The organism is Mesorhizobium sp. M1182, from assembly GCF_040318335.1.
Taxonomy (GTDB): domain Bacteria; phylum Pseudomonadota; class Alphaproteobacteria; order Rhizobiales; family Rhizobiaceae; genus Mesorhizobium.
Window position 1 is genome coordinate 23,311 of sequence record NZ_JAMYMD010000012.1, and the last position, 23,003, is coordinate 46,313.

A 23,003-nucleotide genomic window follows, 5' to 3' on the forward strand; every position below is an offset into this window, starting at 1 on the left:
TGATCGTGCTCAAGAGGCGGCGTCGCTCATCGTCGAGGGGCGGTGCCGCAGATGCCGCGACATCCAGTATTCGAGTGCCGCCAAGGCCCGAATGATCGCGAAGTTCAAAGTGAGATAAATGGCGCCCGCGCAGATGAAGACTTCAAAGGCGCGGTAGGTCTGGGAGATCAATCCCTGGGCAATTCCAGTCACCTCCATCAAGGTCACGATGGAAGCCAGAGACGTGCCCTTGATCATCAGGATGATTTCATTGCCGTAACTCGGCAGCGCCTGGCGAAAGGCCAGCGGCAGGATAACGTGCCGATACGTCAAATAGGTGGACAGGCCGACAGACCGGGCCGCCTCGACAAGGCCGCGTGGCACCGATTGAATCGCGCCGCGGAGGATTTCGCTGCCATAGGCGGTGGTGTTGAGGGTCAGCGCGATGATTGCGCACCAGTAGGGTTCGCGGAAAGCGGTCCATAATCCAATTGCCGACAGTTGGTGCCGGAACTGACCAAGGCCATAATAGGTCAGAAAAATCTGCACCAGCAGAGGCGTGCCCCTGAACACGGCAACGAAGCCACGGATCGGCAAGACGACGAAGGGCGATTCCGATTGCTGGGCAAGCGCCAATGTGACGGCAAGAACGAAGCCGGCAACGATGGAAGTCAGGGCCAGTTCCACCGTGAGCGGCAGGCCGGCGAGTAGCTTCGGCAGGATTTCGAGGAAAAAACTGAAATCTATCATGCCGACCGGACGCGCCACGGCGCCTTCCGTTCCAGACGGTAAAAGGCGTGGCCCGTGACGGAAGCGATAGCCAGATAGAGCAAGGCTGCAGCAATGTAGAAAATGAACGGTTCACGGGTCGAACCTGCAGCGATCTGCGCCTGGCGCATCAGTTCAACGAGGCCGATTACCGATATCAGCGACGAGTCCTTCAGAACCAACTGCCACACATTGCCGAGACCTGGCAGCGCGTATCTCAGGAGCTGGGGAAAAATAACCTGTCGCAGCCGCTGCAGCCGGTTGAGACCAAGCGCGCAAGCGGCATCGTGCTGTCCCTGGTCGATGGCGACGTAAGCCCCTCGATAGACCTCGGCTTGATAGGCGCCCGAGATGATCGCGATAGCCAAGGTTCCGGTGGCAAAGGCCGGAACGCCGACGAATCCGGACCCGCCCAGGCTATGACCAAGCGAGGTCAGGGCGACGCTACCTCCATAGTAAAGCAGATAAATGGTCAGAAGGTCGGGCACGCCCCTGAAAACCGTGCAATAGCCAAGGGCCAAGAACCTCAATATTTTGGAGTTGCGGAGACGCCCGGCCGCTGCCAGCCCGCCAAATACAGCGCCAAGCGCAAAGCCCAGCATAGACAGGAGCACTGTGACCGAGGCCGCCATGAGAAGAGCAGCCCCCCAACCTCCGTGCTGGAAACCAAGCAGCCGGAATGCGTCAACCATTGATACCCCCGGCATTGATACCCCCGGCATTGATGCCCCCGGCATTGATGCCCCCGGCAGGACGAACGGCTCAGCTCCGGAACGTGGTCAGGAATGGCCGTTCGCCGGCAAGCGCTTACTTGACTGGAGTAACGTCGCTCTTGAGCCATTTAAGCGACAGGGTTTTGATCGTGCCGTCGGCGGTCGCGGCGTCGATGGCGCCGTTGAGCATGTCTTTCAGCTTGGTGTCCTCTTTGCGGATGCCGGCCCCGGAGCCAAGACCGAAGAGACCCCCGACAAATCCTGGTCCTGCAAGCGTATAGTCGCTGAACTCCGGCTTGCTCAGCGTGGCGGCCAGCGCTGTCTGTTGCGCGAAGAGCGCGTCGATGCGACCCGCGGCAAGATCGAGATCGTGTTGCTCGGTGGTCTTGTATTCGCGAATCTCGGCGACGTCCGAGAAGTATTTTTTCAGGAATTCCAGGTTCGCCGTTGCAGCCTGAACTCCAATGATCTTTCCCTTCAGCAATGGCTTGAGCTTGTCGATTGCCGCCTGCGAAGTGGCTTCATTGTCCAGCTTGAACCGCTCGTTGGAAATGCCGAGCTTGCCCAGTTCGCTATCCTTGGCGACCGCGAAACCTGAGGGGTCAACCGCATATGGCTGGGTAAAATCAATGACCTTCAGACGTTTTTCAGTGATGAACATGCTCGCCATGATCACGTCGAACTTGCCGACGGTCAGCGCGGGGATCATGCCGTCCCAGTCCTGTGCGACGATCTTGCACTCGATCTTCATTCGCCCGCACAGATCGTTGGCGAGATCGACTTCGAAGCCGTCCAGCTTGCCGTCGGCTGTGGTGAAATTCCAGGGCGCGTAGGCTCCTTCGGTGGCAATGGTAATTGCCTTTGGTGTTTCTTGTGCAACGGCGGCCTGGACCAGGCCGAACAGGACCGACGCAATGGCTGCGATGCGGCTAATTTTCATGTCATTCTCCTCTTTTTTGCCGGTACGGCAGTTCCCTTTCGTCGTGCCGGATTATCTTCCGGCTTCAACGAGTTAGATGGTATTCCCTAGCGGCGGCCGGGACTTGCGAAGTTGGCCAGAAGCGGCGCTGTCTCGACGATATGATCCCGCATGACGATCTCAGCCTTGCCGGCGTCACCTGACCGCAGCACGTCGATCAGGATCTCGTGCTCGGCACGCGCGCTGGCGGGCTTGTCGACATAGTCGAACCAGATGCGCAGGTAGGGTTCGATCACGACGTGCAGGCTGGCAATCTGCCGGACGAGTTTGGGTCGGTTGCTCAGTTGGCAAATCTGCAAATGGAAGGCCTGATGGCGCACGACCCAGTCGCTGCTGCCGGTCTGGCTGGCGCGCTCCATGCGGTCCAGCTGGCGTTCCAGTTCTTCAAGCACTTCGGCATCGATGTGCGGCATGGCAAGCCTCACCGCCAGCCCTTCGAGCACCGAGCGTATTTCAAAGGTTTCGTAGATCTCATCGAGGGTAAGCCCGGCGACGATGCAGCCACGGTTCGGGCGAATGACCACAAGACCTTCCGCGGCCAGTTGGCGGAATGCTTCGCGAACCGGCATGCGGCTCATGCCGATTTCCGTCGCGATCTCTTCCGGGATCAGCCGGTCCCCGGCCCGGTAACGCCCCATCCTCAGGGCCCGCTGAATGTGGCGATAAGCCTCCTCCTCGGCGGTCGTGATGCCCAACGGCTCGATTGCGTCAGCTGCCATGTCCCTGGTCCGATCAGAGCGTATCTGTGTATCCACTTATCCAGTTATCGAAACCTGTGTCAAGCACCGATGCTTGGGCGCTTTAGAATTTCTCTTGTGAGAATAAGCACTTGGCAGGGGAAATCGGGCTAAGCACACCGTGATCGGCTAAGCCGCTGATCGGCCTACTTTTCAACGTCCGGCAAAAAGGCCCGCCGCTCCATTTGCGAAGCGGCGAGGCCCCATATTCGGGGACGATTGCCGGGATTTCCCGGCATTGCCTGCAGTGCAATTCAGGTGCCAGATTTGTTGATCCAAAACGGGTCACCGCACCGGAGGCGCCAACGCGGACCTTCCGCGATCACGCTACTGCCGCGCTTTGCCGTTCCTGCTATGTTGCTTTGCGGCGGACGTAATTTTTCCGCCTGGCCGGCGCCCCATCAGGCAACTTACCCCAACGCGCCCCCCAGTGGCGCCGGCCAATTTCCTCTTATTGGGGCACGGGCGCGCCGATTCCGTTATGCGCTTTCGAGCTATGGCAATCCGCCGGCGAGCCGCCTTGTCCAGCCCGCAACCATCAGTCCGCACGCGATTCCCGCGCAGTCGGCCACCCAGTCGAATAAATCCGGGTCGCGCCCTATCAGTTGCACGGCTTGAAGCCCCTCGATCGCCGCACCCGTGAGAACGAGGAGTACGATCAGCTTCGCCTTGCGTTCCGGCCAGCCGAAACTTCCGAGAGCCGCCAGGACGACGAAGGCGGCGGCGTGATTGAGCTTGTCGTGATCAGACGTGAAAGCCAGGCCAAGGCCCCGCAGGAGTTGCTCCGGCAAAAGGGCGAACAGCAGAACGCCGGCAAACGCGGCCGGAAAAGCAACCCTTGCCACGATCTGATAAGAATCCAGGCGCGACAAGGGTAGAATAGCCTTTCATCCGAAATCTGCAGGGAGCATCGGCCGCCATAGTCGCGAGCGAGCGCGGTGTCCAATTTCCGCCGTCGGGGCGTCCGATGCATCGTCAGAATGAATGAATGCCGCGGTTCAGCCGCTGGGCAGGCCGAACTGCTGGGGAGGGCTCTGCAATGGTGCGGCTTCCGCGATCACGCAATTACCTGCTGCGCCAGCGCGGCTACAATCTGGCTGCGGCGGACCTGATTTCCGCTTGGCCGGCGCTGCGTCAGGGCACCTTACCCCATGCCACACGAAGCGGCGCCGGCCAGAATTCCATCGATTGCGTGATGACCGACCCGCGTCAAAAAAGCCCGCCGCCCTGTCGGACGACGGGCTCCGTTGCCTGGGCGCCAGGGCGCCGCGGTAGCGACAGATGTTACTAATGCTCCCGCAGGCCTCCAATATGCTGCTGCCGAACGGCGTTCCGCATCGGCTAAACAAACGAAGCCCGCGCCTCTGGCGGAGGGCGCGGGCCGATCGGGTTGCACCCGATCTGCAGCAGAAACCTGGGAGGTTCCCGCTGCTTAAGATAACAATTAGAGATTTCTAATGTTCCACGCCAGGGGAAGATGCCGCTGCACCAGAAATCTGATGGTCGGCGCGATGATGATCGAGCCGTCAGTTCGTGCGCAAGTCGATCCGGAAAATCCGCTCGTCGAAGTGCCGCGTTTCAACGGCAAAGGTCAAAGCCATTTCAAGGACCAGACCGCCACGGTCGTCCCGGACCTTGATTGCAATCCTGCGATGAGGAAGGCCATCCCTGGCCATCTCGGCCAGTGTGCGAAGGGCTTCTTTCCTGACTAGCGGGAGATCGTCATATAACGTTCCCTGATCGTCGGAATAGACAATTCCGTCTTCATCGGAATCGAGGAAGTAGCGGGGCATTGCGCTTGGCCGAAGCGGCGGCATCCGGGCACGTTGTCGATAGCTGGCCGGATCTCGGCCGATCGCGATCAGTGCCTTTTCACCGTTGGCTTCGCCGCTCGCGCAATGCCTTCACCGCCTGCGAGAGGATCATCCGGTCGCCGCCGGTCCTTTTGATCAGCTTGCTCACCTGGCTGGGCGAAACACCATTTTCCCGCGCGAAATATTCGACCTCATAATATTCATCCGCCGAAACGCGATTGCGGTCGCTGAAGTCTCGCTTGCTCTTGTCATCGGCCATTTCCGCTCTCCTCGCCCCTTCTCTTCGCTTCAGGGGGTCAACTTTGGTGCACGCAGCAATTTGAGGGTTCGCCCGCCACAAAGTGACGCGCGAACCCTTATCGGCGCAGGAAGGGACAGTGCTGCGCAGATGCCGGATTCGATCGGAATGGAAACAGCCAGGACCGGTGCGAGCAACCGTCGACCTTTTCCATGGAATCCTCCCGGAACGTGCAGCCAGCAACGGCCACGCGCCGCCACGGTTCCGGGTCACGCGGCAAACCCACCCTTTGCGCGCAAGGATCAGACTTAGGTCCTGCGGCAACACGTCGGTTGGTCCCTGCCGGGCGGGACCGAAGCCCCGTCGACGGAACGTTTTCAGCTGCCTTCCGTTCGAGTGAGCCTTGGCGTGAAGAGCGGACCGAGTTCGCAAAGGAGACGACCATGAGAATGCATCTTTCCACCGCGGTGGCGGGATTTTTGCTGCTGGCAGGCATCGGCGCCGCTGCGGCGCAAGACGTTGTCATCGAACCGCAGCAGGAAACGGTCATCAAGGAGTACGTGAAGAAGCAGCCGCTAGCCTCGGTGAAAATCCCTGGGGTGGAGCTCAATATCGGCTCGACGCTCCCCGATACCGTCGAGCTTCATGAAGTTCCCAACGTCAAGTACCGCTATGTCGTCGTCGACAACCGCACGGTCGTGGTCGACCCAGGCACGCGCAAGATCGTCAAGATCATCGATTGACGTGAAAGCTCGGGCAGTCGTCGCTCAGCAGGAACCCGCCGCACCGTCGAGGGCCGGGGGGCCTCACAGGCAGTTTCAATGCGAACAATCAGCAGACTTTTTGATTCCCATGACCAGGCGGCGCGAGCCGTCGAAGCACTTCAGGCGGCAGGAATTGCGCGCCACCAGATCAGTATCATCGGACCCTACGACGACGAAATCGGCGCCGTCTTGCGCGGTCCAGGCACCGGTGCCGCCCTTGGCGCGGCGGGTTTGTTGGCCGGCCTCGGCGCCTTCGATATCCCCGGCATCGATCCCCTCGGCGCGGGATGGCTGGCATCGGCCCTCGTCGGTGCAGCCTTGGGCTGCGTTGCCGGCAGACTTTTCGGCGCATTGTCCGATATCGGCAAGCAGCTAGGCAAGCCAGATGCCGCACAAGGTGTGATCCTGGTGCTGGCGCATGTCGATGAAAGGCAGGCAGACAGCGCACAGGCGGTGCTTGGGGCTTCCGTTCAGGCAACGCAGTCCTTGGCCAGGGCGGCATGAAGGTTCAGCTCGGGCAAGGCGCTTGACCAGGCCGCGCAGCGGGGCGGCGATCCAAGCGCGAATTCAAAAATCTCTGGCAAGCCGCCGCCAGAAAGTGTTGAACACCGTGCCGATCACATTCGGCGAGCGGTTGCGCTCGGCGAGGCTTGATGATTTGCTGTCGGTTTGCGGAGAACGAATAATGCATGAGCCTGTCGGTCAAGACGAATATGGGTCGACCAGCCCGTTCGATCCGGACGATCTGTCAAGGTTGAACGCAATCGGCCCGAGCGCCGGCAGCAACGATTTCGAGAAATACGCGGTCGCCGTGATCATCGTGTTCGGCGCCCTGATCATCGGTGGCCTGATGGCTGCCGGCTTGAGCTTCGGGCGCCGCAGCACCTTCTTTTTCGCGCTTGGTGGCGCCACCGCGGCATGGATATCCGGCAATGCGCTTCTGCTCGACCGGCCACGCATCTACGCCCTGTTCGTCGGCATCGCGGCGCTGATGCTGATAGCGTCCACGATCGCGCTGGTCACCTGATTCAGAGCGAAATCTTATTGTTGACCATGATCTTATCCGAAAAACCGATTCCCACTTTTGGGGTCTAATACCCGATAGCCTTGCCGGCTGCGGCGCGGCTGTCGATGGCGCCATTGTAGCGGGCGCCGCCACCCTTCTCGATTTCCGCCAGGCTCTTGCCGCCGACCAGGATGCCGGCCGCCTGGCCCCACGTCGTGTCGGCAAGATCGAGGCGGTAGCCCATGCCGGTAAGCAGCTTTTCGGTATCGGGCGACAGGCCGAAAGGTTCGATATAGACCGTGTCGGGCAACCATTGGTGATGGATGCGCGGTGCGTCGATGGCCTGCTGGATGTTCATACCGTGGTCGACGACGTTGACGATCGCCTCCAGCGTGATGGTGATGATGCGTGAACCGCCGGGGCTGCCGATGACCATGAACGGCTTGCCGTCTTTGGCGAGGATGGTCGGGCTCATCGACGACAGCGGCGTCTTTTTCGGCGCAATCGCATTCGCCTCGCCCTGGACGAGGCCATAGAGATTGGGCACGCCGGGTTTCTGGGTGAAATCGTCCATCTCGTTGTTGAGCAGGATGCCGGTGCCGGCGGCGACAACGCCGGCGCCGAAAGAGCCGTTCAGCGTGTAGGTTACCGCGACGGCATTGCCATCATTGTCGATGATCGAAAAATGCGTCGTCTCTTTGCTCTCGCCAAAACCCTTCGGCATCAATTCCTGCGAGACGCCGGCCCGGAACGGATCGATCTTTTCACGAATTTCCCTGGCGTAATTCTTGTCGAGCAGTTTTGCGACCGGATTGTCGATGAAGCCGGGATCGCCGAGCGCCGAATTGCGGTCGACATAGGCGTGGCGCATCGCCTCGACCATGACGTGAACCGTCTCGGCCGAACCGGCGCCGAGATAGGACAACGGATAGAACTCAAGCACGTTGAGGATCTCGCAGATGATGACGCCGCCGGAGCTCGGCGGCGGCGAGGAAATGATCTCGTAGCCGCGATAATTGCAGGTCACCGGCTTGAGCTCGCGCACCGCATAGCTTTCGAAATCAGCCCTGGCCAGAATGCCGCCCTTCTCGCCACTCGCCTTGACGATGGCGTCGGCGGTCGCGCCTTTGTAGAAGGCATCCGCCCCGCGGTCGGAAATGGCGGCCAGCGAAGCCGCGAGATCGGGCTGAACAAGCCGCTCGCCGACAGCATAGGGCTTGCCGTCCGGCTTGAGGAAAATGGCCGCCGCCGCTGGGTCCCTTGCCAACCGCTCGGCGCCGCCCTGGAGCGAGGCCGCATCGCCCTGCTCCAGCACGAAGCCTTCCTTGGCAAAGCGGATGGCCGGCGCCAGCAAGCCCTGCCGCGACAGCGTGCCGTATTTCTCCCGCGCCATCTCGAAACCAGCGACCGAGCCCGGCACGCCGACCGCCAGATAGCCGTCGAGACTGGCGCCTTTTACCGGCTTGCCGTCCTTGTCGAGATACATGGTTTTGGTCGCGGCCAGCGGCGCGCGCTCGCGAAAATCGAGGAAGGTCGAGCGGCCGTCCTTGAAGCGGATGGTCATGAAGCCGCCACCGCCGATATTGCCGGCGGTCGGATAGACCACGGCCAGCGCATAGCCGACGGCGACCGCGGCATCGACCGCGTTGCCGCCCTGCTTCAGCACCTCGACGCCGACCTCAGACGCAAGATGCTGGGCGGTCACCACCATGCCGTGCTCGCCCTTCGCCGGCTGCGGCGAGGCGGCAAGGGCAAGGAACGGGATAAAGGCCAAGGTGAGGGAGAGGCTGACGGCGATCAGCGTCCGGCGGAAATTGTGCATGGCCGTTCTCCGAGGCTTGGGGTGGGCCTAGGAAAGCGGTTTGGGGAGGTCGAGTCTACTGCGAAGATCGAAAGAATCGGGAGGGTTCGCACGCCTGTGCCGGTTCGCCTCGCAACCGCCGTTGCAATCTTCGGCGACTGCAACGGCATGGATCTTAGGGTCTCCGCTGCGTCGCGGAGACCCTAGGATCCATGCCGTTACTTCTGAGCGCCGCAGCGTTGGAAACAAGGCCACGCTTCATCGCGGCTCCCAGAATTTTCACGTTACAGCAATTTTGTTCTTGCTTTGTGCCGGCAGCTATGCTACTAATCTGCGTGTGGTGCTAATTGGCTCCGACGACCCGCCCTCCCGAGGCGGGTTTTCATTTTCACCCTCAACATCAAACAATCCCGCCGCCGACGCTCGCCACCGCCGGCCGTTCGGCTGCGACCTTCGCTCGGTAGCCGGCGGCGCGGTAGGCGGCGACCGGATCGATGGCGCCGCCGGTCTTCAGCCGCGCCATGGCAAGGATAGGCCGCAGCCACTGAGCATGGTACAGGCGCAAGCATGGCTGATCCGAAGCAATCCCAGATCCACAACTTCAAGGACGTAGCCCGCGGGCCTGAACGCGTCGGCGAGAAGCCCTTGGGCGAGCGGCTCAAGAAGCTGGTGAAGTACAAGCCGACAGAGAATTTGACGTGACCGACGAGCAGTTGGTTTTGGTAGCGATCCCATCGCTTGTGGCGGTTCTGCTCAATCGCGAACAGCAAAAGGGCTCGCCTTTGACTGAGGACGAAGTCGTGGCGATCAGGGACAGCGCCGCATGCATGGCGATGCCATACGACGTCGCCGCGCAGGTGGCGGAGAAGCGCGGCTATGATGACATCAGGCTTGAGAATGCTTGGGAAGACTGGAATGCGATCCGCCCAAGCCTGGGCTTATAAACGCAACAATCGCAATTGATTCGCACCGACGACCCGCCTTAGGCGGGTTTTCGTTTTTCAGCCAATATCAAACAATCCCACCGCCGACGCTTGCCACCGCCGGCCGTTCGGCTGCGACCTTCGCCCGGTAGCCCGCGGCGCGGTAGGCGGCGACCGGATCGATGGCGCCGCCGGTCTTCAGCCGCGCCATGGCAAGGATAGGCTCGACGTCGGTGCGATAGGCTGTCTTCAGCGTCTGCGTCGCCATCAGCGCGTCATTGGCGTCCTGGAAGCCTTCGAGCGCCTTGCGGTCGACCAGCAGCGCCTGGGCATAGGCGCGCTGCACCTCGACCGCCGACAACATCAGGCTTTCTATCGGATCGGTGACGTTATGGCTCTGATCGAGCATGTGGGCCGGATCGAAACCTTCGGCACCGGCAAGCTCGGCATCGACCAGTTCATTGAAGACGAGGAACAGCCGGTAGGGATCGATCGAGCCGGCGTCGAGATCGTCGTCGCCATATTTCGAATCGTTGAAATGGAAGCCGCCAAGTTTCTTGAACTGGATCAGTCGCGACACGATCATCTCGATGTTGACGTTGGGGGCGTGATGGCCAAGGTCGACCAGACAGAACGCCTTGTCGCCAAGCTCGTTGGCGATGATGTAGTTGGTGCCCCAATCCTGCACGACGGTCGAATAGAAGGCCGGCTCGTACATCTTGTGCTCGGTGAACAGTTTCCAGCCGTCCGGCAGTCCGGCATAGATCTCCTTCATCGCGTCGAGATAGCGCTCGAATGCCTTGGCGAAATTGACCTGGCCGGGAAAGTTCGAACCGTCACCGATCCATACCGTCAGCGCTTTGGAGCCCAGCGTCCTGCCGATCTCGATGCATTCGAGGTTGTGCTCGACCGCCTGCCGGCGTGTTGCTGCATCGGCATGCGACAGCGAGCCGAATTTATAGGACAGTTTTTGGTCCCTGGCGTCGGAGAAGGTGTTGGAGTTGATGGCGTCGAAGCCGAGGCCGAAGCGGGATGCCGCCTGCTTCAGCCGGTTCGGATCGGCCTTGTCCCAGGGAATATGCAGCGAGACGGTCGGCGTCGCCTGCGTCAATTGCCGGATGACGGCGCAGTCCTCGATCTTGTCGAAAATGTCACGCGGCTCTCCGGCGCCGGGAAAGCGGGCAAAGCGGGTGCCGCCGGTGCCGACGCCCCAGGACGGGATGGCGACGGCGAATTTCTCGACCTTGTCGCGGATGGCGTCGATGGCGATGCCGCGGCGGTCGAGGCGCTCGCCGAGGGACTCGTAGTCGCGCTTGAGATTGGCGTTGCGCGCGGCATTATCTTTCTCGACAACATCGGCGGAGATGATGGTTTCGGACACTAAAGTTTCCTCCCAAATGCGTTCGGTTGGCGCTGCCCCTCATCCGCCTGCCGGCACCTTCTCCCCGTATGGTAACGGGGAGAAGGGTAAAGCTCCGGCGTCGGCGCCAACCCTCAAACGACTGCTTATCGCGTAAAGCTCTGTGCGTTGCCGGCGTCGACGTTGATGATGTTACCGGTCGATTTGGCCGACATATCGGAGGCGAAGAAATAGATCGCCTCGGCGATGTCTTCGGGGAACACCGACCGCTTCAGCATCGAACGCGAGCGGTAGTGCTCCTCGAGATCGTCGGTCGACATCTTGTAGGCGGCGGCGCGCTGTTCCTTCCATTCGCCGCTCCAGATCTTCGAGCCGCGCAGCACGGCGTCGGGGTTGACGACATTGACCCTGATCTGCGCTTCCGCGCCTTCCAGCGCCAGGCAGCGTGCCAGATGGATTTCGGCGGCCTTGGCAGTGCAATAGGCGGCGGCGTTTGGCGATGCGGCAAGCCCATTCTTGGAGGCGACGAAGACGACGTTGCCGCCGATCTTCTGCGCCCGAAACAGCCGGAACGCCTCCCGCGAAACCAGGAAATAGCCGGTCGACAGGATGTCCATGTTCTTGTTCCACAGCGTCAGCGTGGTGTCCTCGATCGGCGCCGAGGAGGCCAGGCCGGCATTGGAGACCAGAATATCGATGCCGCCGAATTCGACCGCCGTTTCGGCAAAGCCGGAGATCACCTGATCCTCGGACGTGACGTTGATGACTACGGGCCGCACGAAATCCTTGCCATAGGCCTTGGCAAGCTCGTCATTGGCGCCGGCAAGGGCTGCTTCGTCGATATCGGCCAGCACGACGCACGCGCCCTCGCGCAGCAGCCGGCTGGCGGTGGCCCGGCCGATGCCGCCGGCGCCGCCGGTGACCAGCGCAATCTGGCCGGCAAGAGCCTTTGGTTTCGGCAGGCGCTGCAGCTTTGCCTCTTCGAGCAGCCAGTATTCGATGTCGAAGGCTTCCTGGTCGGGCAGGCCGACATAGGTCGAGACCGTCGAGGCACCGCGCATGACGTTGACGGCGTTGACGTAGAATTCGCCCGATATGCGCGCCGTCGCCTTGTCGCCGGCGAAGGTGAACATGCCAACGCCGGGCATCAGATAGACGACGGCGTTCGGATCGCGCACCGGTGGCGAATCCGCGTGCTTGCAGCGGTCATAATAGGCCTGATAGCCGACGCGATACTCCGCCACATCATCGGCAAGACGGGCAATGACGGCATCGACGTCGGGATTTTGGGGGTCGAACTCGATGACCAGCGGCCGGATCTTGGTGCGCAGGAAGTGGTCCGGGCAGGACGTGCCGAGTGCCGCCAGCGGCCGCAAATCCCTGGAATTGACGAATTCGAGCACGGCAGGGGAATCGTCGAAATGGCCGAGCTTGTGGCTGTTCTCCGAGATCAGGCCACGGATCCTCGGCATCAGTTTTGCGGCCACGGCGCGACGCGCAGGCGCATCGAGGGATTTGACGACTTCGCCGCCGAAAATCGGCTTGCCCTTGCTCTTGCGCTCGAACCAGTCGATCGCCTGGTTGATCACCGAGATCGTCGTCTCGTAGCATTCCTTCGGCGTGTCGCCCCAGCTGAACAGGCCATGACTGGCCAGTACGACACCCTTGGCTTCGGGGTTTTCGCGGCAGAATTTCTCCAGCCACAGGCCGAGCTCGAAGCCCGGACGTTTCCATGGCAGCCAGCCGATCGTGTCGCCGAAGATCTCCTTGGTCAGCGCCTGCGAATCCTTGGCGGCGGCAATGGCGATGATGGCATCGGGATGCATATGGTCGACATAAGGCTTCGGCACGAAGGCATGCAGCGGCGTGTCGATGGAAGCCGCGCGCGGGTTGAGGTTGAAGGTGCAATGGGGCAGATAGCCGACCATCTCGTCTTCATGTTCGAGGCCGCGATAGAGACCTTTCAGCGCGCGCAATTTGTCCATGTAGAGCGTGGCGAAGCCGTCGAGCTTGATCGAGGCGCTGTCGCCGCCCGAGCCCTTGACCCACAGCACTTCCACGCTCTCGCCGGTGAGCGGATCGTTTTGCCAGATCTTGGAGGAGGTGTTGCCGCCGCCATAATTGGTGACGCGCTTGTCGGAGCCAAGAACATTCGAGCGGTAGACCAGACGTTCGGGCTCGCTCATTGCTTGCGCTTTTGCGTCATCCCAAAGATTGGCGAGGCGCGTGCCGGAGCGCTTGTCGAGCATAGGTATCCTCCCTTTGGGACACGCAAACGGCGCGGGTCCCTTTTGTACGAATTTCTACGCAAGCGGCGGCCTTGTCAATCACAAACGATCAATATCAGTCATATTGCATTGCACAATGAAATTATCTGATCGGAAATGATTGACACTGCGCGCTTTGGGTGACTAGATGCTCCGGCAGGGAGGAACCATGCACGAGAAAGAGCGCCACAGGATCATTCTGTCCGCCGTCCAGGAAAAGCCTGTGGTGACGGTGCAGGAGATGGTCGACCTGACGGAGTCGTCGGAGGCGACGATCCGGCGCGACATCGCGGCATTGCATGTGCAAAAACGGCTGCGCCGGGTGCGCGGCGGCGCCGAGGCGCTTTCGCCGCCGCAGTTCATCGGCCTTGCCGGCCGGCCCTTTTCCGTCAACGAAACCATCAACGCTTCGCAGAAGCGGGCAATCGCGCGGGAAGCCGTGGATCTGTGCAAGGACGGCGAGCCGATCATCATCAATGGCGGTACCACCACCTTCCAGATGGTGCATTTCCTGACCGGCCGCCGCATGCCGATCTTCACCAATTCCTTCCCGATCGCGGAGCACTTGCTCAGGCACTCCAAGAACACGGTGATGCTGTCGGGCGGCACCATCTACCGCGAGCAGAACATCATCCTGTCGCCGTTCGACAATGACGTGACGCGCAATTTCTACGCGCGCCGCATGTTCATGGGCGCGCAAGGGCTGGGGCCGCTCGGTCTTATGGAAGGCGACCCGCTGCTGATCCAGGCCGAGCAGAAACTGATCGACCAGGCAGACGAATTGGTGGTGCTGGTCGATTCCTCGAAGTTCCGCAAACGCTCGAGCCTGATCCTGTGCGGCCTGTCGCGCATCGCCACGGTGATCACCGACGACGCCATCGAGGATCGCGAAGCCAACATGCTGGAGACTGCCGGCGTGACGCTGATCATCGCCCGCACAACGGCAACCAACAAGGAAGAATCTTCGCTGCAGGCCTGAGAACCACTCACGCCCGCAGCGGCGATGGAATGCAACGCTCAAGGGAGGATATTCGATGAGCTTTCTGAAGAAACTGATGGTTACGGCGGCGTTCTCCGCCGCCATGTTCGTGAATGCCGCCTACGCCGAAAACGTCAAGATCGCGCTGGTGGTGAAGTCGCTCGGCAACGGCTTCTTCGACGCCGCCAACAAGGGCGCCGAAGAGGCGGCCAAGGAGCTCGGCGATGTCGACATCATCTACACCGGCCCGACCAAGGCGACCGCCGAAGCGCAGATCGAAGTGGTCAATTCGCTGATCGCCCAGAAGGTCAATGCCATCGCCATTTCGGCGAACGACGCCGACGCGCTGGTGCCAGTGCTGAAGAAGGCGATGCAGCGCGGCATTACCGTCATCTCGTGGGATTCAGGCGTCGCGCCGGAAGGACGCCAGCTTCACCTCAACCCCTCCGATACCAACCTGATCGGCGAGACCATCATCAAGCTGGCCGCCGACTACCTGCCGGAAGGCGGCGATGTCGCCATCCTGTCGGCTTCTTCGACCGCGACCAACCAGAATGCCTGGATCGACGCGGCCAAGAAGGTGCTGCCGGAGAAGTTCCCCAAGATCAAGCTCGTCGCCACCGTCTATGGCGACGACGACTCGGCCAAGAGCACGGACGAAGCCAAGGGCCTGCTGAAGTCCTATCCGAACCTCAAGGCGATCATCGCACCGACCACGGTCGGCGTCGTTGCCGCCGCGCAGGTGGTGACCGATGAAGGCCTGATCGGCAAGGTCAACGTCACCGGCCTGGCGCTGCCGTCGGAGTTCAAAAAGTTCATCGACAATGGCGCCAGCCAGGCGGTTGCGCTGTGGAACCCGATCGATCTCGGCTACTCCGCCGTCTACCTCGCCCACGACCTGGCGGTGAAGAAGGAAGAGGCCAAGCCCGGTGCTACGCTGTCGATCGGCCGCGTCGGCAAGGTCACGCTCGACGACACCAACTCGGCTGCGATGGCTCCGCCCTTCCAGTTCGACAAGTCGAACATCGAAAAGTTCTCCAAGATCTATTGATCCTGGGACCTTCGAAACGGTGCGGCGGGGCTCAGGTCCCGCCGCGCTTTCAAACGAACCTTGCTACAGGGCTTGATACGATTATGGACACGACAGCCCAGCACGAAGTGGCACATGAAGCGCCTTTGTCATCCGGACCGCGCCTGACGCTGTCCGGCATCTCGAAAAGCTTTCCCGGCGTGCGGGCGCTGCACAATGTCGGCCTGTCGCTCTATCCCGGCCAGGTAACCGCGCTGATCGGCGAAAACGGCGCCGGCAAGTCGACGCTGGTCAAGATCATGACCGGCATCTACCAGCCGGATGCTGGCACGATCAGCATCGACGGCCAGCCGGTCATACTGCCCAGCGCCCACGCCGCGTTCGGGCACGGCATCACCGCCATCCACCAGGAAACCGTGCTGTTCGACGACCTGACGGTGGCCGAAAACATCTTCCTCGGCCATGCGCCGCGCACGCGTTTCAAAACCATCGACTGGCGCACCATGCGCAAGAATGCCCGCGAGGTGCTCGACACGATGGGCGCCGGCCATATCGACGCCGACGCCAGGCTGAAGGATCTCGGCATTGCCAACAAGCACCTAGTCGCGGTTGCCCGCGCCATGTCCATCGACGCGCGGATCGTCATCATGGACGAGCCGACGGCAGCGCTTTCGATGAAGGAGATCGAAGAGCTTTTCCTGCTGATCGAATTCCTCAAGAGCGACGGCAAGGCGATCCTGTTCATCAGCCACAAATTCGATGAGATCTACCGCATCGCCGACCGCTATACCGTGTTCCGCGACGGCGAGATGGTCGGCGAAGGCCTGATCAAGGACGCCGGCCAGAGCCAGATCGTGCGCATGATGGTCGGCCGCTCGGTCGATCACATCTTTCCGCAGCGCAAGGCCGAGATCGGCGCGCCGGTGCTGGCCGTCTCCGGCCTGTCGCACCCGACCGAGTTCGACGACATAGGCTTCGAGCTGCACAGGGGCGAAATCCTCGGCTTCTACGGCCTTGTCGGCGCCGGGCGCAGCGAGGTGATGCAGGCGATATCAGGCATCACCCGCACCAGCGGCGGCACGATCACGCTGGAGGGTAAGGCAATCGCGCCGAAATCGGCGGCGGATTCGATCGACGCCGGCATCGTCTATGTGCCGGAGGAGCGCGGCAAGCAAGGCGTGGTGATCGGCCTGCCGATCTTCCAGAATGTCTCGCTGCCCTCGCTCAAACGGACATCCAAGTCCGGCATATTGCGGCTGGCCGAAGAGTTCGCGCTGGCCCGCTCCTACACCGAGCGGCTCGATCTGCGCGCCTCCTCGCTCAGCCAGGACGTCGGCACGCTGTCGGGCGGCAACCAGCAGAAGATCGTCATCGCCAAATGGCTGGCGACCGCGCCCAAGGTGATCATCCTGGACGAGCCGACCAAGGGCATCGACATCGGCTCGAAGGCGGCCGTGCACGGCTTCATGGCCGAGCTCGTCGCGCAAGGCCTGTCGGTGATCATGGTGTCGTCCGAATTGCCGGAAATCCTCGGCATGTCGGACCGCGTCGTCGTTATGCGCGAGGGCCGCATTGCCGCGGTCTACGACAATAAAGGGCTCGACGCCGAAACCTTGGTCAGGACGGCAGCGGGGATCGCGGCATGAAGGCTCTTCTCAAACACCGCGAGGTCTGGCTGCTGGCGGCAATCGTCGTGCTGATCGGGCTGATCTCCACGCGGTTTCCAGGTTTTGCCGATCCGGCCAACCTGCGCCAGGTGTTCAACGACACGTCGATCCTGATGATCCTGGCGCTCGGCCAGATGGTCGTCATCCTGACCCGCTCGATCGACCTGTCGATGGCTTCAAATCTCTGCTTCACCGGCATGGTGGTGGCAATGCTGAACGCCGCGCATCCGGCGATCCCGATCCCGCTGCTGATCGTCATCGCACTGCTGGTCGGCCTGGTGCTCGGCGCCATCAACGGCCTGCTGGTATGGCGGCTGAACATTCCCTCGATCGTGGTAACGCTCGGCACCCTCACCATCTACCGCGGCGCCACGTTCGTTATTTCAGGCGGCGCCTGGGTCAACGCCGACCAGATGAGCGCTGATTTCATCGGGTTGCAGCGCGCGGCTTTCCTCGGCATTCCGGTACTGTCGTGGATCGCCCTGCTGGTTATTGCGCTGTTTTTCCTGGTGATGACGCGCACCGCGCTCGGCCGCTCGATCTATGCCATCGGCGTCAACCCGACCGCATCGGTCTATGCCGGCATCGATGTCGGCCGGACGAAATTCATCGTCTTCTGCATTTCGGGGATGATCGGCGGCCTCTGCGGCTATCTATGGATTTCGCGCTACGTCATCGCCTCGGTCGAGGTCGCCAACGGCTATGAGCTCAACATCATCGCCGCCTGCGTCATCGGCGGCATCTCGATCGCCGGCGGCATCGGCTCGGTCGGCGGCGCCGTGCTCGGTGCGCTGTTCCTCGGCATCATCTCCAACGCGCTGCCGGTCATCAATATCTCGCCCTTCTGGCAGATGGCGATTTCAGGCAGCGCCATCATCCTGGCTGTGGTGCTCAACGCGCGCGGCGAACGCCGGCAAGGCCGCATCATCCTCAAGAAAGCGGAAGCGGCATGACCGACACCCCTGCCCCACGCCACATTCCCGATCGGCTCGACAAGCCGTTGACGTCGGCGGTCTTCTCCTGGGAGGCGCTTCTGGTCGTCGTGGCGGTTGCCATCTTTGCCGTCAACAGCTTTGCCTCGCCCTACTTCCTCGACGCGTGGTCGCTGTCGGACCTGACCTTCAACTTCACGGAAAAGGCGCTGATCGCGCTGGCCATGGCGCTGCTGATCATCTCCGGCGAAATCGACCTGTCGGTGGCCGCCATCATCGCGCTGGCGTCAACAATGATGGGCATGGCGGTGCAGGCCGGCGCCGGCATGCCTGAACTGGTGGCAATCGGCCTCGTCGCCGGGCTCGGCTGCGGCGCCTTCAACGGACTGCTCGTCACCAGGCTCGGCTTGCCGTCGATCGTCGTCACCATCGGCACGATGAGCCTGTTTCGCGGCATTGCCTTCATCATCCTCGGCGACCAGGCCTACAAGGGCTATCCCGCGAGCTTCGCCTTCTTCGGCCAGGGCTATGTCTGGTGGGTGGTGTCGTTCGAACTGACGCTTTTCCTGGTCGCGGCAGTCGTCTACTGGTTCCTTCTGCACCGGACGAGCTTCGGCCGCCGGGTCTTTGCCATCGGTAACAACCCGGTCGCGGCGCAGTTTTCCGGCGTACGCGTCGGCCGTATCAAATTCATCCTGTTTTGCCTGACCGGCCTGATGGCGGGCATCGCCTCAGTGCTGATCACATCGCGGCTCGGCTCGACCCGGCCGTCGATCGCGCAGGGCTACGAGCTGGAAGTCATCACCATGGTGGTGCTTGGTGGCGTCAGCATCCTGGGCGGGGCCGGCAGCATAGTGGGCGTGGTGCTCGCGGCCTTCATCATGGGGCTGGTGACCTTCGGCCTCGGCCTGCTCAATGTGCCAGGGATCGTTATGTCGATCTTCATCGGCCTGCTGCTGATCATCGTCATCGCGCTGCCGATCCTGTGGCGGCGAGTACGGCGGGAGCGCTTTGCCTGATGCCGGAGAAATACGCGTTCAAGATGAAGCTCAATCCGGGCATGAAGGCCGAATACAAGAAGCGCCACGACGACATCTGGCCGTCGCTGGTCGCGCTGCTCAAGCAGGCCGGTATCTCCGATTACTCGATCCATCTCGACGAAGAGACCAACACCTTGTTCGGCGTGCTGTGGCGCCGTGACGACCACGGCATGGACGAATTGCCGAAGCATCCGGTGATGCAGCGTTGGTGGGCCGGGATGGCGGACATCATGGAGACCAAGCCGAACAACGAGCCGGTGGCGGTGCCGCTGGAAACAATGTTCCATATGGAATGACCCGCCACGTCGCCGTCATCGATATCGGCAAGACCAACGCCAAGGTGGCGCTGGTCGATCTTGCCGCAGCAAGCGAAGTCACGCTGCGCAGGATGGTGAACGAGCCGGTTCGGCAAGGCCCATACCCGCACCATGACGTCGAGCGGTTATGGGCGTTTATCCTTGGCAGCCTGGCCGAGATCGACTGCGAGCAGCGCATCAATGCGATATCGATCACCACCCATGGCGCAACGTCCGTGCTGGTCGACGCATCAGGCGAGCTGGCGCTGCCGGTGCTCGACTACGAATTCGACGGTCCGGATGCCCTTGCCGGGGACTATGACACGATCCGTCCGGCGTTCTCCGAGACCGGCACGCCGCGCCTGCCGGCCGGCCTCAATCTCGGCGCGCAGCTGTTCTGGCAGCAGAAGCGCTTTCCGGCGGATTTCGCCAGAACCGCCGCGATCCTGATGTATCCGCAATACTGGGCCTTGCGCCTGACCGGCGTCGCCGCCAGCGAGGTGACTTCGCTCGGCTGCCACACCGATCTGTGGAACCCGTGGAAAGCGGATTTTTCGTCGCTGGTCGACCGGCTGCAATGGCGCCGGCTAATGGCGCCGGTGCGGCAGGCCAAGGACCGCTTGGGCCCGATCCTGCCCGCGCTTGCGACACGGACCGGGCTCGACCCGCAAACGCCGGTGTTTTGCGGCCTGCACGATTCCAACGCCTCGCTGCTGCCACATCTCCTGTCCGACCGACCGCCTTTCTCCGTGGTCTCGACCGGCACCTGGGTGGTGTCGATGGCGGTTGGCGGCAACAAGATCGCGCTCGACCCGGCCTGCGATACGCTGGTCAATGTCAACGCGCTCGGCGATCCCGTGCCGTCGGCGCGCTTCATGGGTGGCCGCGAGTTTTCCGTGCTGACCGAGGGCCAATCGGAGAACTGGACGGAAGACGATGTTGCCACGGTGCTGGCGCGCAAGACGTCCCTGTTGCCCTCGACCCAACAGGGTTCGGGCCCGTTTCCGCATCATACCGCATCATGGCTTAACGCGGACGGTATGAGCGTCGGCCAGCGCTTTGTCACCATCTCGTTCTACCTGGCGCTGATGACCGCGACCTGCCTCGACCTGATCGGCGCGGACGGTCCCACCATCGTCGAAGGACCCTTCGCCCGCAACCGGCTGTTCACCCGCATGCTGGCTGCGGCGGCGGCGCGCGCCGTCATTGCCTCCGAGGCTGCGACAGGCACCAGCATCGGCGCCGCCTTGCTGGCGTCGGACCACGGGACACCGCAAGGCAGAGGCGAAAGGACCGAACCGTCGGCCGATCCACTCTGGACAAGTTACGTGCGCTCCTGGCGTTCGGCGGTCGACGAACGAGCCTGACCGCCGAGCTCATGGCGCCCTGATGTCCGGAGATGCCTAGTTCCTGTAGAGCAATCCTTGCGGATCGATCTCCGGCTTGCGGCCGGCGACCACGTCAGCAAGGAATTTTCCCGAACCGCAGGCCATGGTCCAGCCGAGATGGCCGTGGCCGGTGTCGAGGTGGAGATTGTCGTACCGCGCCCGTCCGATGACCGGCACAGAGTTCGGCATCATCGGGCGAAGTCCAGCCCAGAGCTCAGCCTTGCTCTCGTCGAAAGCGCCGGGGAACAGGTCCTTGCCGGTGTTCAGGATCGAGTTGAAATCGCGTAGCTTGAACGTGCGGTCGAACCCGGTGAACTCCGCCGTCGAGGACATCCGCAGCCGATTTCCCAGCCTGGAATAGCCGATCAGCCGGTCCTCGTCGGCGCCACCAATGATCGGCCCCTTGCTTTCATCTTCCAGCGGAACAGTCACAGTATAGCCCTTCACGGGATAGACGGGCAGGTCGATGCCGTAGCGGCGGCCGAGCAGACCGCTCTCCGGCCCCATCGAGATGACCACAGCGTCGCCGATTATCGGGCCGGCCGAGGTCATCACCGCGCGCACTCGGCCACCGTCGATGTCGAGGCCTTCGACAGTGGTGCCGTAGAGGAATTGGACGCCGAGTTTCTCGGCGGCGTAGGCAGCGAGGCGCTGCGTGAATTGGCTGGAGTCGCCGGTCTGGTCGATCGGCGAATAGACGCCGCCGGCTATCTTGTCCTTGGCGCCGGCAAGGCCGGGCTCGAGCTCGACCAGCCGGTCGCGGCCGACGATCTCGATCGGCAGGCCGTGTTCGCCGAGATAGCGATAATTGTCGGTGCCGGTATCAAAGCTCTGCTGCGAGCGGAAGAAATAGAGAATGCCTTTCTTGCGCTCGTCATAGTGGATGCCGGTCTCGGCCGAGACGGCGTTGATGCAGTCGCGCGAATAGAGCGCCAGACGCAGCTTGACGTCGCTGTTGGCGCGCATGCGCTTATGCGTGCACTGGCGCAGGAAGCGCAGGCTCCAGGCGAAAAAATACGGATCGAAGCGCAGCCGCACCTTGATGCCGAGATCGTGGTTGTAGAGGCCGCGCAGGAACGTCTTCAGCGCGGCGGGCGAGGCCCAGGCGGTGGCGTCTCCGGGCGACACAAGGCCGGCATTCGACTGGCTGGTGCCGCGTGCCGCCGCCGGATGGCGCTCGATCACCGTCACCTCATGGCCGTCGCTGGCCAGATAATAGGCCGCCGCCGTACCGACGACGCCGGCCCCAAGCACCAGGATTTTCATTCCGCCCCCAGCCCGCTGAACCAACCTTTGCGGAGAGCCCACTTCACCCCAGAGCCGAATTCTTGCTGGTCAGGATGCGCTCCCAGGCAAGCGCATCGGCAACTATCTGGTCGAGGTTGTCGCGCTGCGGGGTCCAGCCGAGCTCGCCGCGCGCCAGCTCCGAATTGGCGACGACCGCGGCGGCGTCGCCGGCGCGGCGATCGCCCACCCGCACGTCGAAATCATGGCCGAAGACGCGGCGGACGCTGTCGATGACCTCGAGCACCGAATAGCCGTGGCTGTAACCACAATTGGCGACCAGGCTCGATCCGCCGGCACGCAGCCGCTGAAGCGCCAGCCGATGCGCCGCCGCCAGGTCGCTGACGTGGATATAGTCGCGCATGCAGGTACCGTCCGGCGTCGGATAGTCGGTGCCGAACACCTGCATGAAGGGGCGCTTGCCGAGCGCCGTCTCGCAAGCGACCTTGATCAGATGCGTGGCACCGGGCGTCGACTGGCCGGTGCGGCCCTTCGGATCGGCGCCGGCGACGTTGAAATAGCGCAGCGCCGTATAGCGCAACCCGTGGGCAATCGCCGCGTCGCGCAGCATCCATTCGCTCATCAGCTTGGACAGGCCATAGGGCGATTCCGGCGCAAGCCGGGCATCCTCGCGCACCGGCTCCAGGCCGGCGCCGCCATAGACGGCGGCGGTCGAGGAAAAGATGAAATTGGGCACGCCTTCGCGCACCGCGGTCTCGATCAGGGTGCGCGTCTTGCAGGTGTTGTTCTCGTAATAGGCAAGCGGGTCGGCGACCGATTCGGGGACCACGATCGAGCCGGCGAAATGGATGATCGCGTCGACCTTATTGTCGCGAATGATCGAGGCGACCAGTTCCCTGTCGGCGACGTCGCCGACGACGAGCTTTGCTTCCGGGGCCACCGCCCATTCAAAGCCGGTGGAAAGCCGGTCGAGGACGACGACGCTGTCGCCCGTGTCCAGCAATTCCCAGACCATATGGCTACCGATATAGCCGGCCCCGCCTGTCACCAAAACCGTCATCCGCATCCTCGCTATTC

The 23,003-nt window shown here is 62.2% G+C and carries 24 protein-coding genes and 1 pseudogene; 12 read left to right on the forward strand and 13 right to left on the reverse strand.

Going from position 1 to position 23,003, the window contains the following annotated elements; genetic code table 11:
- Nucleotides 1-9: 9 nt before the first annotated feature.
- The 7 genes from NKH33_RS16440 to NKH33_RS16470 all read right to left on the reverse strand — a co-directional run bounded on the left by NKH33_RS16440 (nt 10) and on the right by NKH33_RS16470 (nt 5,249).
- Nucleotides 10-729 (reverse strand): ABC transporter permease, encoded by a 720-nt coding sequence (locus tag NKH33_RS16440; protein WP_352920701.1) that lies wholly within the window; start codon nt 727-729, stop codon nt 10-12.
- The gene (locus NKH33_RS16445; protein WP_352925214.1) at nt 726-1,439 is read right to left on the reverse strand and encodes an ABC transporter permease; all 714 of its coding nucleotides are present in this window, start codon (nt 1,437-1,439) and stop codon (nt 726-728) included. The genes NKH33_RS16440 and NKH33_RS16445 overlap by 4 nt, the downstream gene beginning before the upstream one ends.
- Before the next feature lie 115 nt (nt 1,440-1,554).
- Nucleotides 1,555-2,400, reverse strand: coding sequence for a transporter substrate-binding domain-containing protein (locus NKH33_RS16450; RefSeq protein WP_352470146.1), 846 nt, complete (start codon nt 2,398-2,400; stop codon nt 1,555-1,557).
- 86 nt (nt 2,401-2,486) lie between these two features.
- Nucleotides 2,487-3,158: a GntR family transcriptional regulator gene (locus NKH33_RS16455; RefSeq protein WP_352470145.1), complete on the reverse strand. Its 672-nt coding sequence runs from the start codon at nt 3,156-3,158 to the stop codon at nt 2,487-2,489.
- A gap of 512 nt (nt 3,159-3,670) precedes the next feature.
- Nucleotides 3,671-4,048, reverse strand: coding sequence for a VanZ family protein (locus tag NKH33_RS16460; protein ID WP_352920618.1), 378 nt, complete (start codon nt 4,046-4,048; stop codon nt 3,671-3,673).
- Between the two features lie 654 nt (nt 4,049-4,702).
- On the reverse strand, nt 4,703-4,969 hold the full coding sequence (locus NKH33_RS16465) for a DUF6894 family protein (RefSeq protein ID WP_352920620.1): 267 nt from the start codon (nt 4,967-4,969) through the stop codon (nt 4,703-4,705).
- 79 nt (nt 4,970-5,048) lie between these two features.
- The gene (locus tag NKH33_RS16470; protein WP_352775783.1) at nt 5,049-5,249 is read right to left on the reverse strand and encodes a DUF3606 domain-containing protein; all 201 of its coding nucleotides are present in this window, start codon (nt 5,247-5,249) and stop codon (nt 5,049-5,051) included.
- A gap of 422 nt (nt 5,250-5,671) precedes the next feature.
- On the opposite strand from NKH33_RS16470, the gene NKH33_RS16475 reads away from it, so the two are divergent.
- From NKH33_RS16475 to NKH33_RS16485, 3 genes are all read left to right on the forward strand, one after another.
- Nucleotides 5,672-5,971 carry a DUF1236 domain-containing protein gene (locus tag NKH33_RS16475; RefSeq protein ID WP_352775780.1) on the forward strand — a complete coding sequence of 100 codons (300 nt, stop codon included), beginning with the start codon at nt 5,672-5,674 and terminating at the stop codon, nt 5,969-5,971.
- Nucleotides 5,972-6,049: 78 nt separating this feature from the next.
- Nucleotides 6,050-6,496: a hypothetical protein gene (locus tag NKH33_RS16480; RefSeq protein WP_352470141.1), complete on the forward strand. Its 447-nt coding sequence runs from the start codon at nt 6,050-6,052 to the stop codon at nt 6,494-6,496.
- Nucleotides 6,497-6,677: 181 nt separating this feature from the next.
- Nucleotides 6,678-7,019 carry a hypothetical protein gene (locus tag NKH33_RS16485; protein ID WP_292663955.1) on the forward strand — a complete coding sequence of 114 codons (342 nt, stop codon included), beginning with the start codon at nt 6,678-6,680 and terminating at the stop codon, nt 7,017-7,019.
- Between the two features lie 64 nt (nt 7,020-7,083).
- On the opposite strand, the gene ggt is transcribed toward NKH33_RS16485, so the two are convergent.
- The gene (ggt, locus tag NKH33_RS16490; protein WP_352772603.1) at nt 7,084-8,820 is read right to left on the reverse strand and encodes a gamma-glutamyltransferase; all 1,737 of its coding nucleotides are present in this window, start codon (nt 8,818-8,820) and stop codon (nt 7,084-7,086) included.
- A 379-nt stretch (nt 8,821-9,199) separates the two neighbouring features.
- Nucleotides 9,200-9,340, reverse strand: a pseudogene (locus NKH33_RS16495) (sugar isomerase); the annotation flags it as partial.
- Between the two features lie 26 nt (nt 9,341-9,366).
- On the opposite strand from NKH33_RS16495, the gene NKH33_RS16500 reads away from it, so the two are divergent.
- Together NKH33_RS16500 and NKH33_RS16505 are read left to right on the forward strand one after the other, a co-directional pair.
- Nucleotides 9,367-9,501, forward strand: a complete 135-nt coding sequence (locus NKH33_RS16500; protein WP_352920623.1) for a hypothetical protein — start codon at nt 9,367-9,369, stop codon at nt 9,499-9,501.
- Nucleotides 9,498-9,743, forward strand: coding sequence for a hypothetical protein (locus NKH33_RS16505; RefSeq protein ID WP_352470138.1), 246 nt, complete (start codon nt 9,498-9,500; stop codon nt 9,741-9,743). The genes NKH33_RS16500 and NKH33_RS16505 overlap by 4 nt, the downstream gene beginning before the upstream one ends.
- A gap of 67 nt (nt 9,744-9,810) precedes the next feature.
- Here NKH33_RS16505 and rhaI read toward each other — a convergent pair whose 3' ends face one another.
- On the reverse strand, nt 9,811-11,103 hold the full coding sequence (rhaI, locus tag NKH33_RS16510) for an L-rhamnose catabolism isomerase (protein WP_352470137.1): 1,293 nt from the start codon (nt 11,101-11,103) through the stop codon (nt 9,811-9,813).
- A gap of 125 nt (nt 11,104-11,228) precedes the next feature.
- Complete coding sequence (locus NKH33_RS16515) at nt 11,229-13,331, reverse strand: bifunctional rhamnulose-1-phosphate aldolase/short-chain dehydrogenase (protein WP_352920625.1); 2,103 nt, start codon at nt 13,329-13,331, stop codon at nt 11,229-11,231.
- A 187-nt stretch (nt 13,332-13,518) separates the two neighbouring features.
- Here NKH33_RS16515 and NKH33_RS16520 point away from each other — a divergent pair, with 187 nt between their 5' ends.
- From NKH33_RS16520 to NKH33_RS16550, 7 genes are all read left to right on the forward strand, one after another.
- A complete protein-coding gene (locus NKH33_RS16520) occupies nt 13,519-14,328 on the forward strand; it encodes a DeoR/GlpR family DNA-binding transcription regulator (RefSeq protein WP_352920627.1) in 810 nt (269 codons plus the stop codon).
- 55 nt (nt 14,329-14,383) lie between these two features.
- Nucleotides 14,384-15,379 carry a rhamnose ABC transporter substrate-binding protein gene (gene rhaS, locus NKH33_RS16525; RefSeq protein ID WP_352448664.1) on the forward strand — a complete coding sequence of 332 codons (996 nt, stop codon included), beginning with the start codon at nt 14,384-14,386 and terminating at the stop codon, nt 15,377-15,379.
- Between the two features lie 83 nt (nt 15,380-15,462).
- Complete coding sequence (locus tag NKH33_RS16530; RefSeq protein ID WP_352920629.1) at nt 15,463-17,004, forward strand: sugar ABC transporter ATP-binding protein; 1,542 nt, start codon at nt 15,463-15,465, stop codon at nt 17,002-17,004.
- Nucleotides 17,001-17,978: an ABC transporter permease gene (locus tag NKH33_RS16535; protein WP_352448662.1), complete on the forward strand. Its 978-nt coding sequence runs from the start codon at nt 17,001-17,003 to the stop codon at nt 17,976-17,978. Before NKH33_RS16530 ends, NKH33_RS16535 begins: the two co-directional genes overlap by 4 nt.
- Complete coding sequence (locus tag NKH33_RS16540) at nt 17,975-18,976, forward strand: ABC transporter permease (RefSeq protein ID WP_352819303.1); 1,002 nt, start codon at nt 17,975-17,977, stop codon at nt 18,974-18,976. Before NKH33_RS16535 ends, NKH33_RS16540 begins: the two co-directional genes overlap by 4 nt.
- On the forward strand, nt 18,976-19,293 hold the full coding sequence (gene rhaM / locus NKH33_RS16545) for an L-rhamnose mutarotase (RefSeq protein ID WP_352819301.1): 318 nt from the start codon (nt 18,976-18,978) through the stop codon (nt 19,291-19,293). Before NKH33_RS16540 ends, rhaM begins: the two co-directional genes overlap by 1 nt.
- Nucleotides 19,290-20,660: an FGGY-family carbohydrate kinase gene (locus NKH33_RS16550; protein WP_352920632.1), complete on the forward strand. Its 1,371-nt coding sequence runs from the start codon at nt 19,290-19,292 to the stop codon at nt 20,658-20,660. The genes rhaM and NKH33_RS16550 overlap by 4 nt, the downstream gene beginning before the upstream one ends.
- A 36-nt stretch (nt 20,661-20,696) precedes the next feature.
- Here the strand turns inward: NKH33_RS16550 and NKH33_RS16555 are convergent, their stop codons facing one another.
- Together NKH33_RS16555 and galE are read right to left on the reverse strand one after the other, a co-directional pair.
- Entirely contained in the window at nt 20,697-21,947 is a 1,251-nt protein-coding gene (locus NKH33_RS16555) for a D-amino acid dehydrogenase (protein ID WP_352920634.1), read from the reverse strand.
- Between the two features lie 43 nt (nt 21,948-21,990).
- Nucleotides 21,991-22,986: a UDP-glucose 4-epimerase GalE gene (gene galE / locus NKH33_RS16560; RefSeq protein WP_352920636.1), complete on the reverse strand. Its 996-nt coding sequence runs from the start codon at nt 22,984-22,986 to the stop codon at nt 21,991-21,993.
- Between the last annotated feature and the right edge of the window lie 17 nt (nt 22,987-23,003).

What these genes read in the sequence shown, in the direction of transcription:
- galE (WP_352920636.1), bottom strand. Translation starts at nt 22,986, where the DNA reads ATGACGGTTTTGGTGACAGGCGGGGCCGGCTATATCGGTAGCCATATG.
- NKH33_RS16485 (WP_292663955.1), top strand. Translation starts at nt 6,678, where the DNA reads ATGCATGAGCCTGTCGGTCAAGACGAATATGGGTCGACCAGCCCGTTC.
- NKH33_RS16480 (WP_352470141.1), top strand. Translation starts at nt 6,050, where the DNA reads ATGCGAACAATCAGCAGACTTTTTGATTCCCATGACCAGGCGGCGCGA.
- NKH33_RS16555 (WP_352920634.1), bottom strand. Translation starts at nt 21,947, where the DNA reads ATGAAAATCCTGGTGCTTGGGGCCGGCGTCGTCGGTACGGCGGCGGCC.
- NKH33_RS16540 (WP_352819303.1), top strand. Translation starts at nt 17,975, where the DNA reads ATGACCGACACCCCTGCCCCACGCCACATTCCCGATCGGCTCGACAAG.
- ggt (WP_352772603.1), bottom strand. Translation starts at nt 8,820, where the DNA reads ATGCACAATTTCCGCCGGACGCTGATCGCCGTCAGCCTCTCCCTCACC.
- NKH33_RS16500 (WP_352920623.1), top strand. Translation starts at nt 9,367, where the DNA reads ATGGCTGATCCGAAGCAATCCCAGATCCACAACTTCAAGGACGTAGCC.
- rhaS (WP_352448664.1), top strand. Translation starts at nt 14,384, where the DNA reads ATGAGCTTTCTGAAGAAACTGATGGTTACGGCGGCGTTCTCCGCCGCC.
- NKH33_RS16515 (WP_352920625.1), bottom strand. Translation starts at nt 13,331, where the DNA reads ATGCTCGACAAGCGCTCCGGCACGCGCCTCGCCAATCTTTGGGATGAC.
- NKH33_RS16465 (WP_352920620.1), bottom strand. Translation starts at nt 4,969, where the DNA reads ATGCCCCGCTACTTCCTCGATTCCGATGAAGACGGAATTGTCTATTCC.
- NKH33_RS16550 (WP_352920632.1), top strand. Translation starts at nt 19,290, where the DNA reads ATGACCCGCCACGTCGCCGTCATCGATATCGGCAAGACCAACGCCAAG.
- NKH33_RS16470 (WP_352775783.1), bottom strand. Translation starts at nt 5,249, where the DNA reads ATGGCCGATGACAAGAGCAAGCGAGACTTCAGCGACCGCAATCGCGTT.
- NKH33_RS16450 (WP_352470146.1), bottom strand. Translation starts at nt 2,400, where the DNA reads ATGAAAATTAGCCGCATCGCAGCCATTGCGTCGGTCCTGTTCGGCCTG.
- NKH33_RS16440 (WP_352920701.1), bottom strand. Translation starts at nt 729, where the DNA reads ATGATAGATTTCAGTTTTTTCCTCGAAATCCTGCCGAAGCTACTCGCC.
- NKH33_RS16530 (WP_352920629.1), top strand. Translation starts at nt 15,463, where the DNA reads ATGGACACGACAGCCCAGCACGAAGTGGCACATGAAGCGCCTTTGTCA.
- NKH33_RS16535 (WP_352448662.1), top strand. Translation starts at nt 17,001, where the DNA reads ATGAAGGCTCTTCTCAAACACCGCGAGGTCTGGCTGCTGGCGGCAATC.
- NKH33_RS16445 (WP_352925214.1), bottom strand. Translation starts at nt 1,439, where the DNA reads ATGGTTGACGCATTCCGGCTGCTTGGTTTCCAGCACGGAGGTTGGGGG.
- NKH33_RS16455 (WP_352470145.1), bottom strand. Translation starts at nt 3,158, where the DNA reads ATGGCAGCTGACGCAATCGAGCCGTTGGGCATCACGACCGCCGAGGAG.
- NKH33_RS16475 (WP_352775780.1), top strand. Translation starts at nt 5,672, where the DNA reads ATGAGAATGCATCTTTCCACCGCGGTGGCGGGATTTTTGCTGCTGGCA.
- NKH33_RS16520 (WP_352920627.1), top strand. Translation starts at nt 13,519, where the DNA reads ATGCACGAGAAAGAGCGCCACAGGATCATTCTGTCCGCCGTCCAGGAA.
- rhaM (WP_352819301.1), top strand. Translation starts at nt 18,976, where the DNA reads ATGCCGGAGAAATACGCGTTCAAGATGAAGCTCAATCCGGGCATGAAG.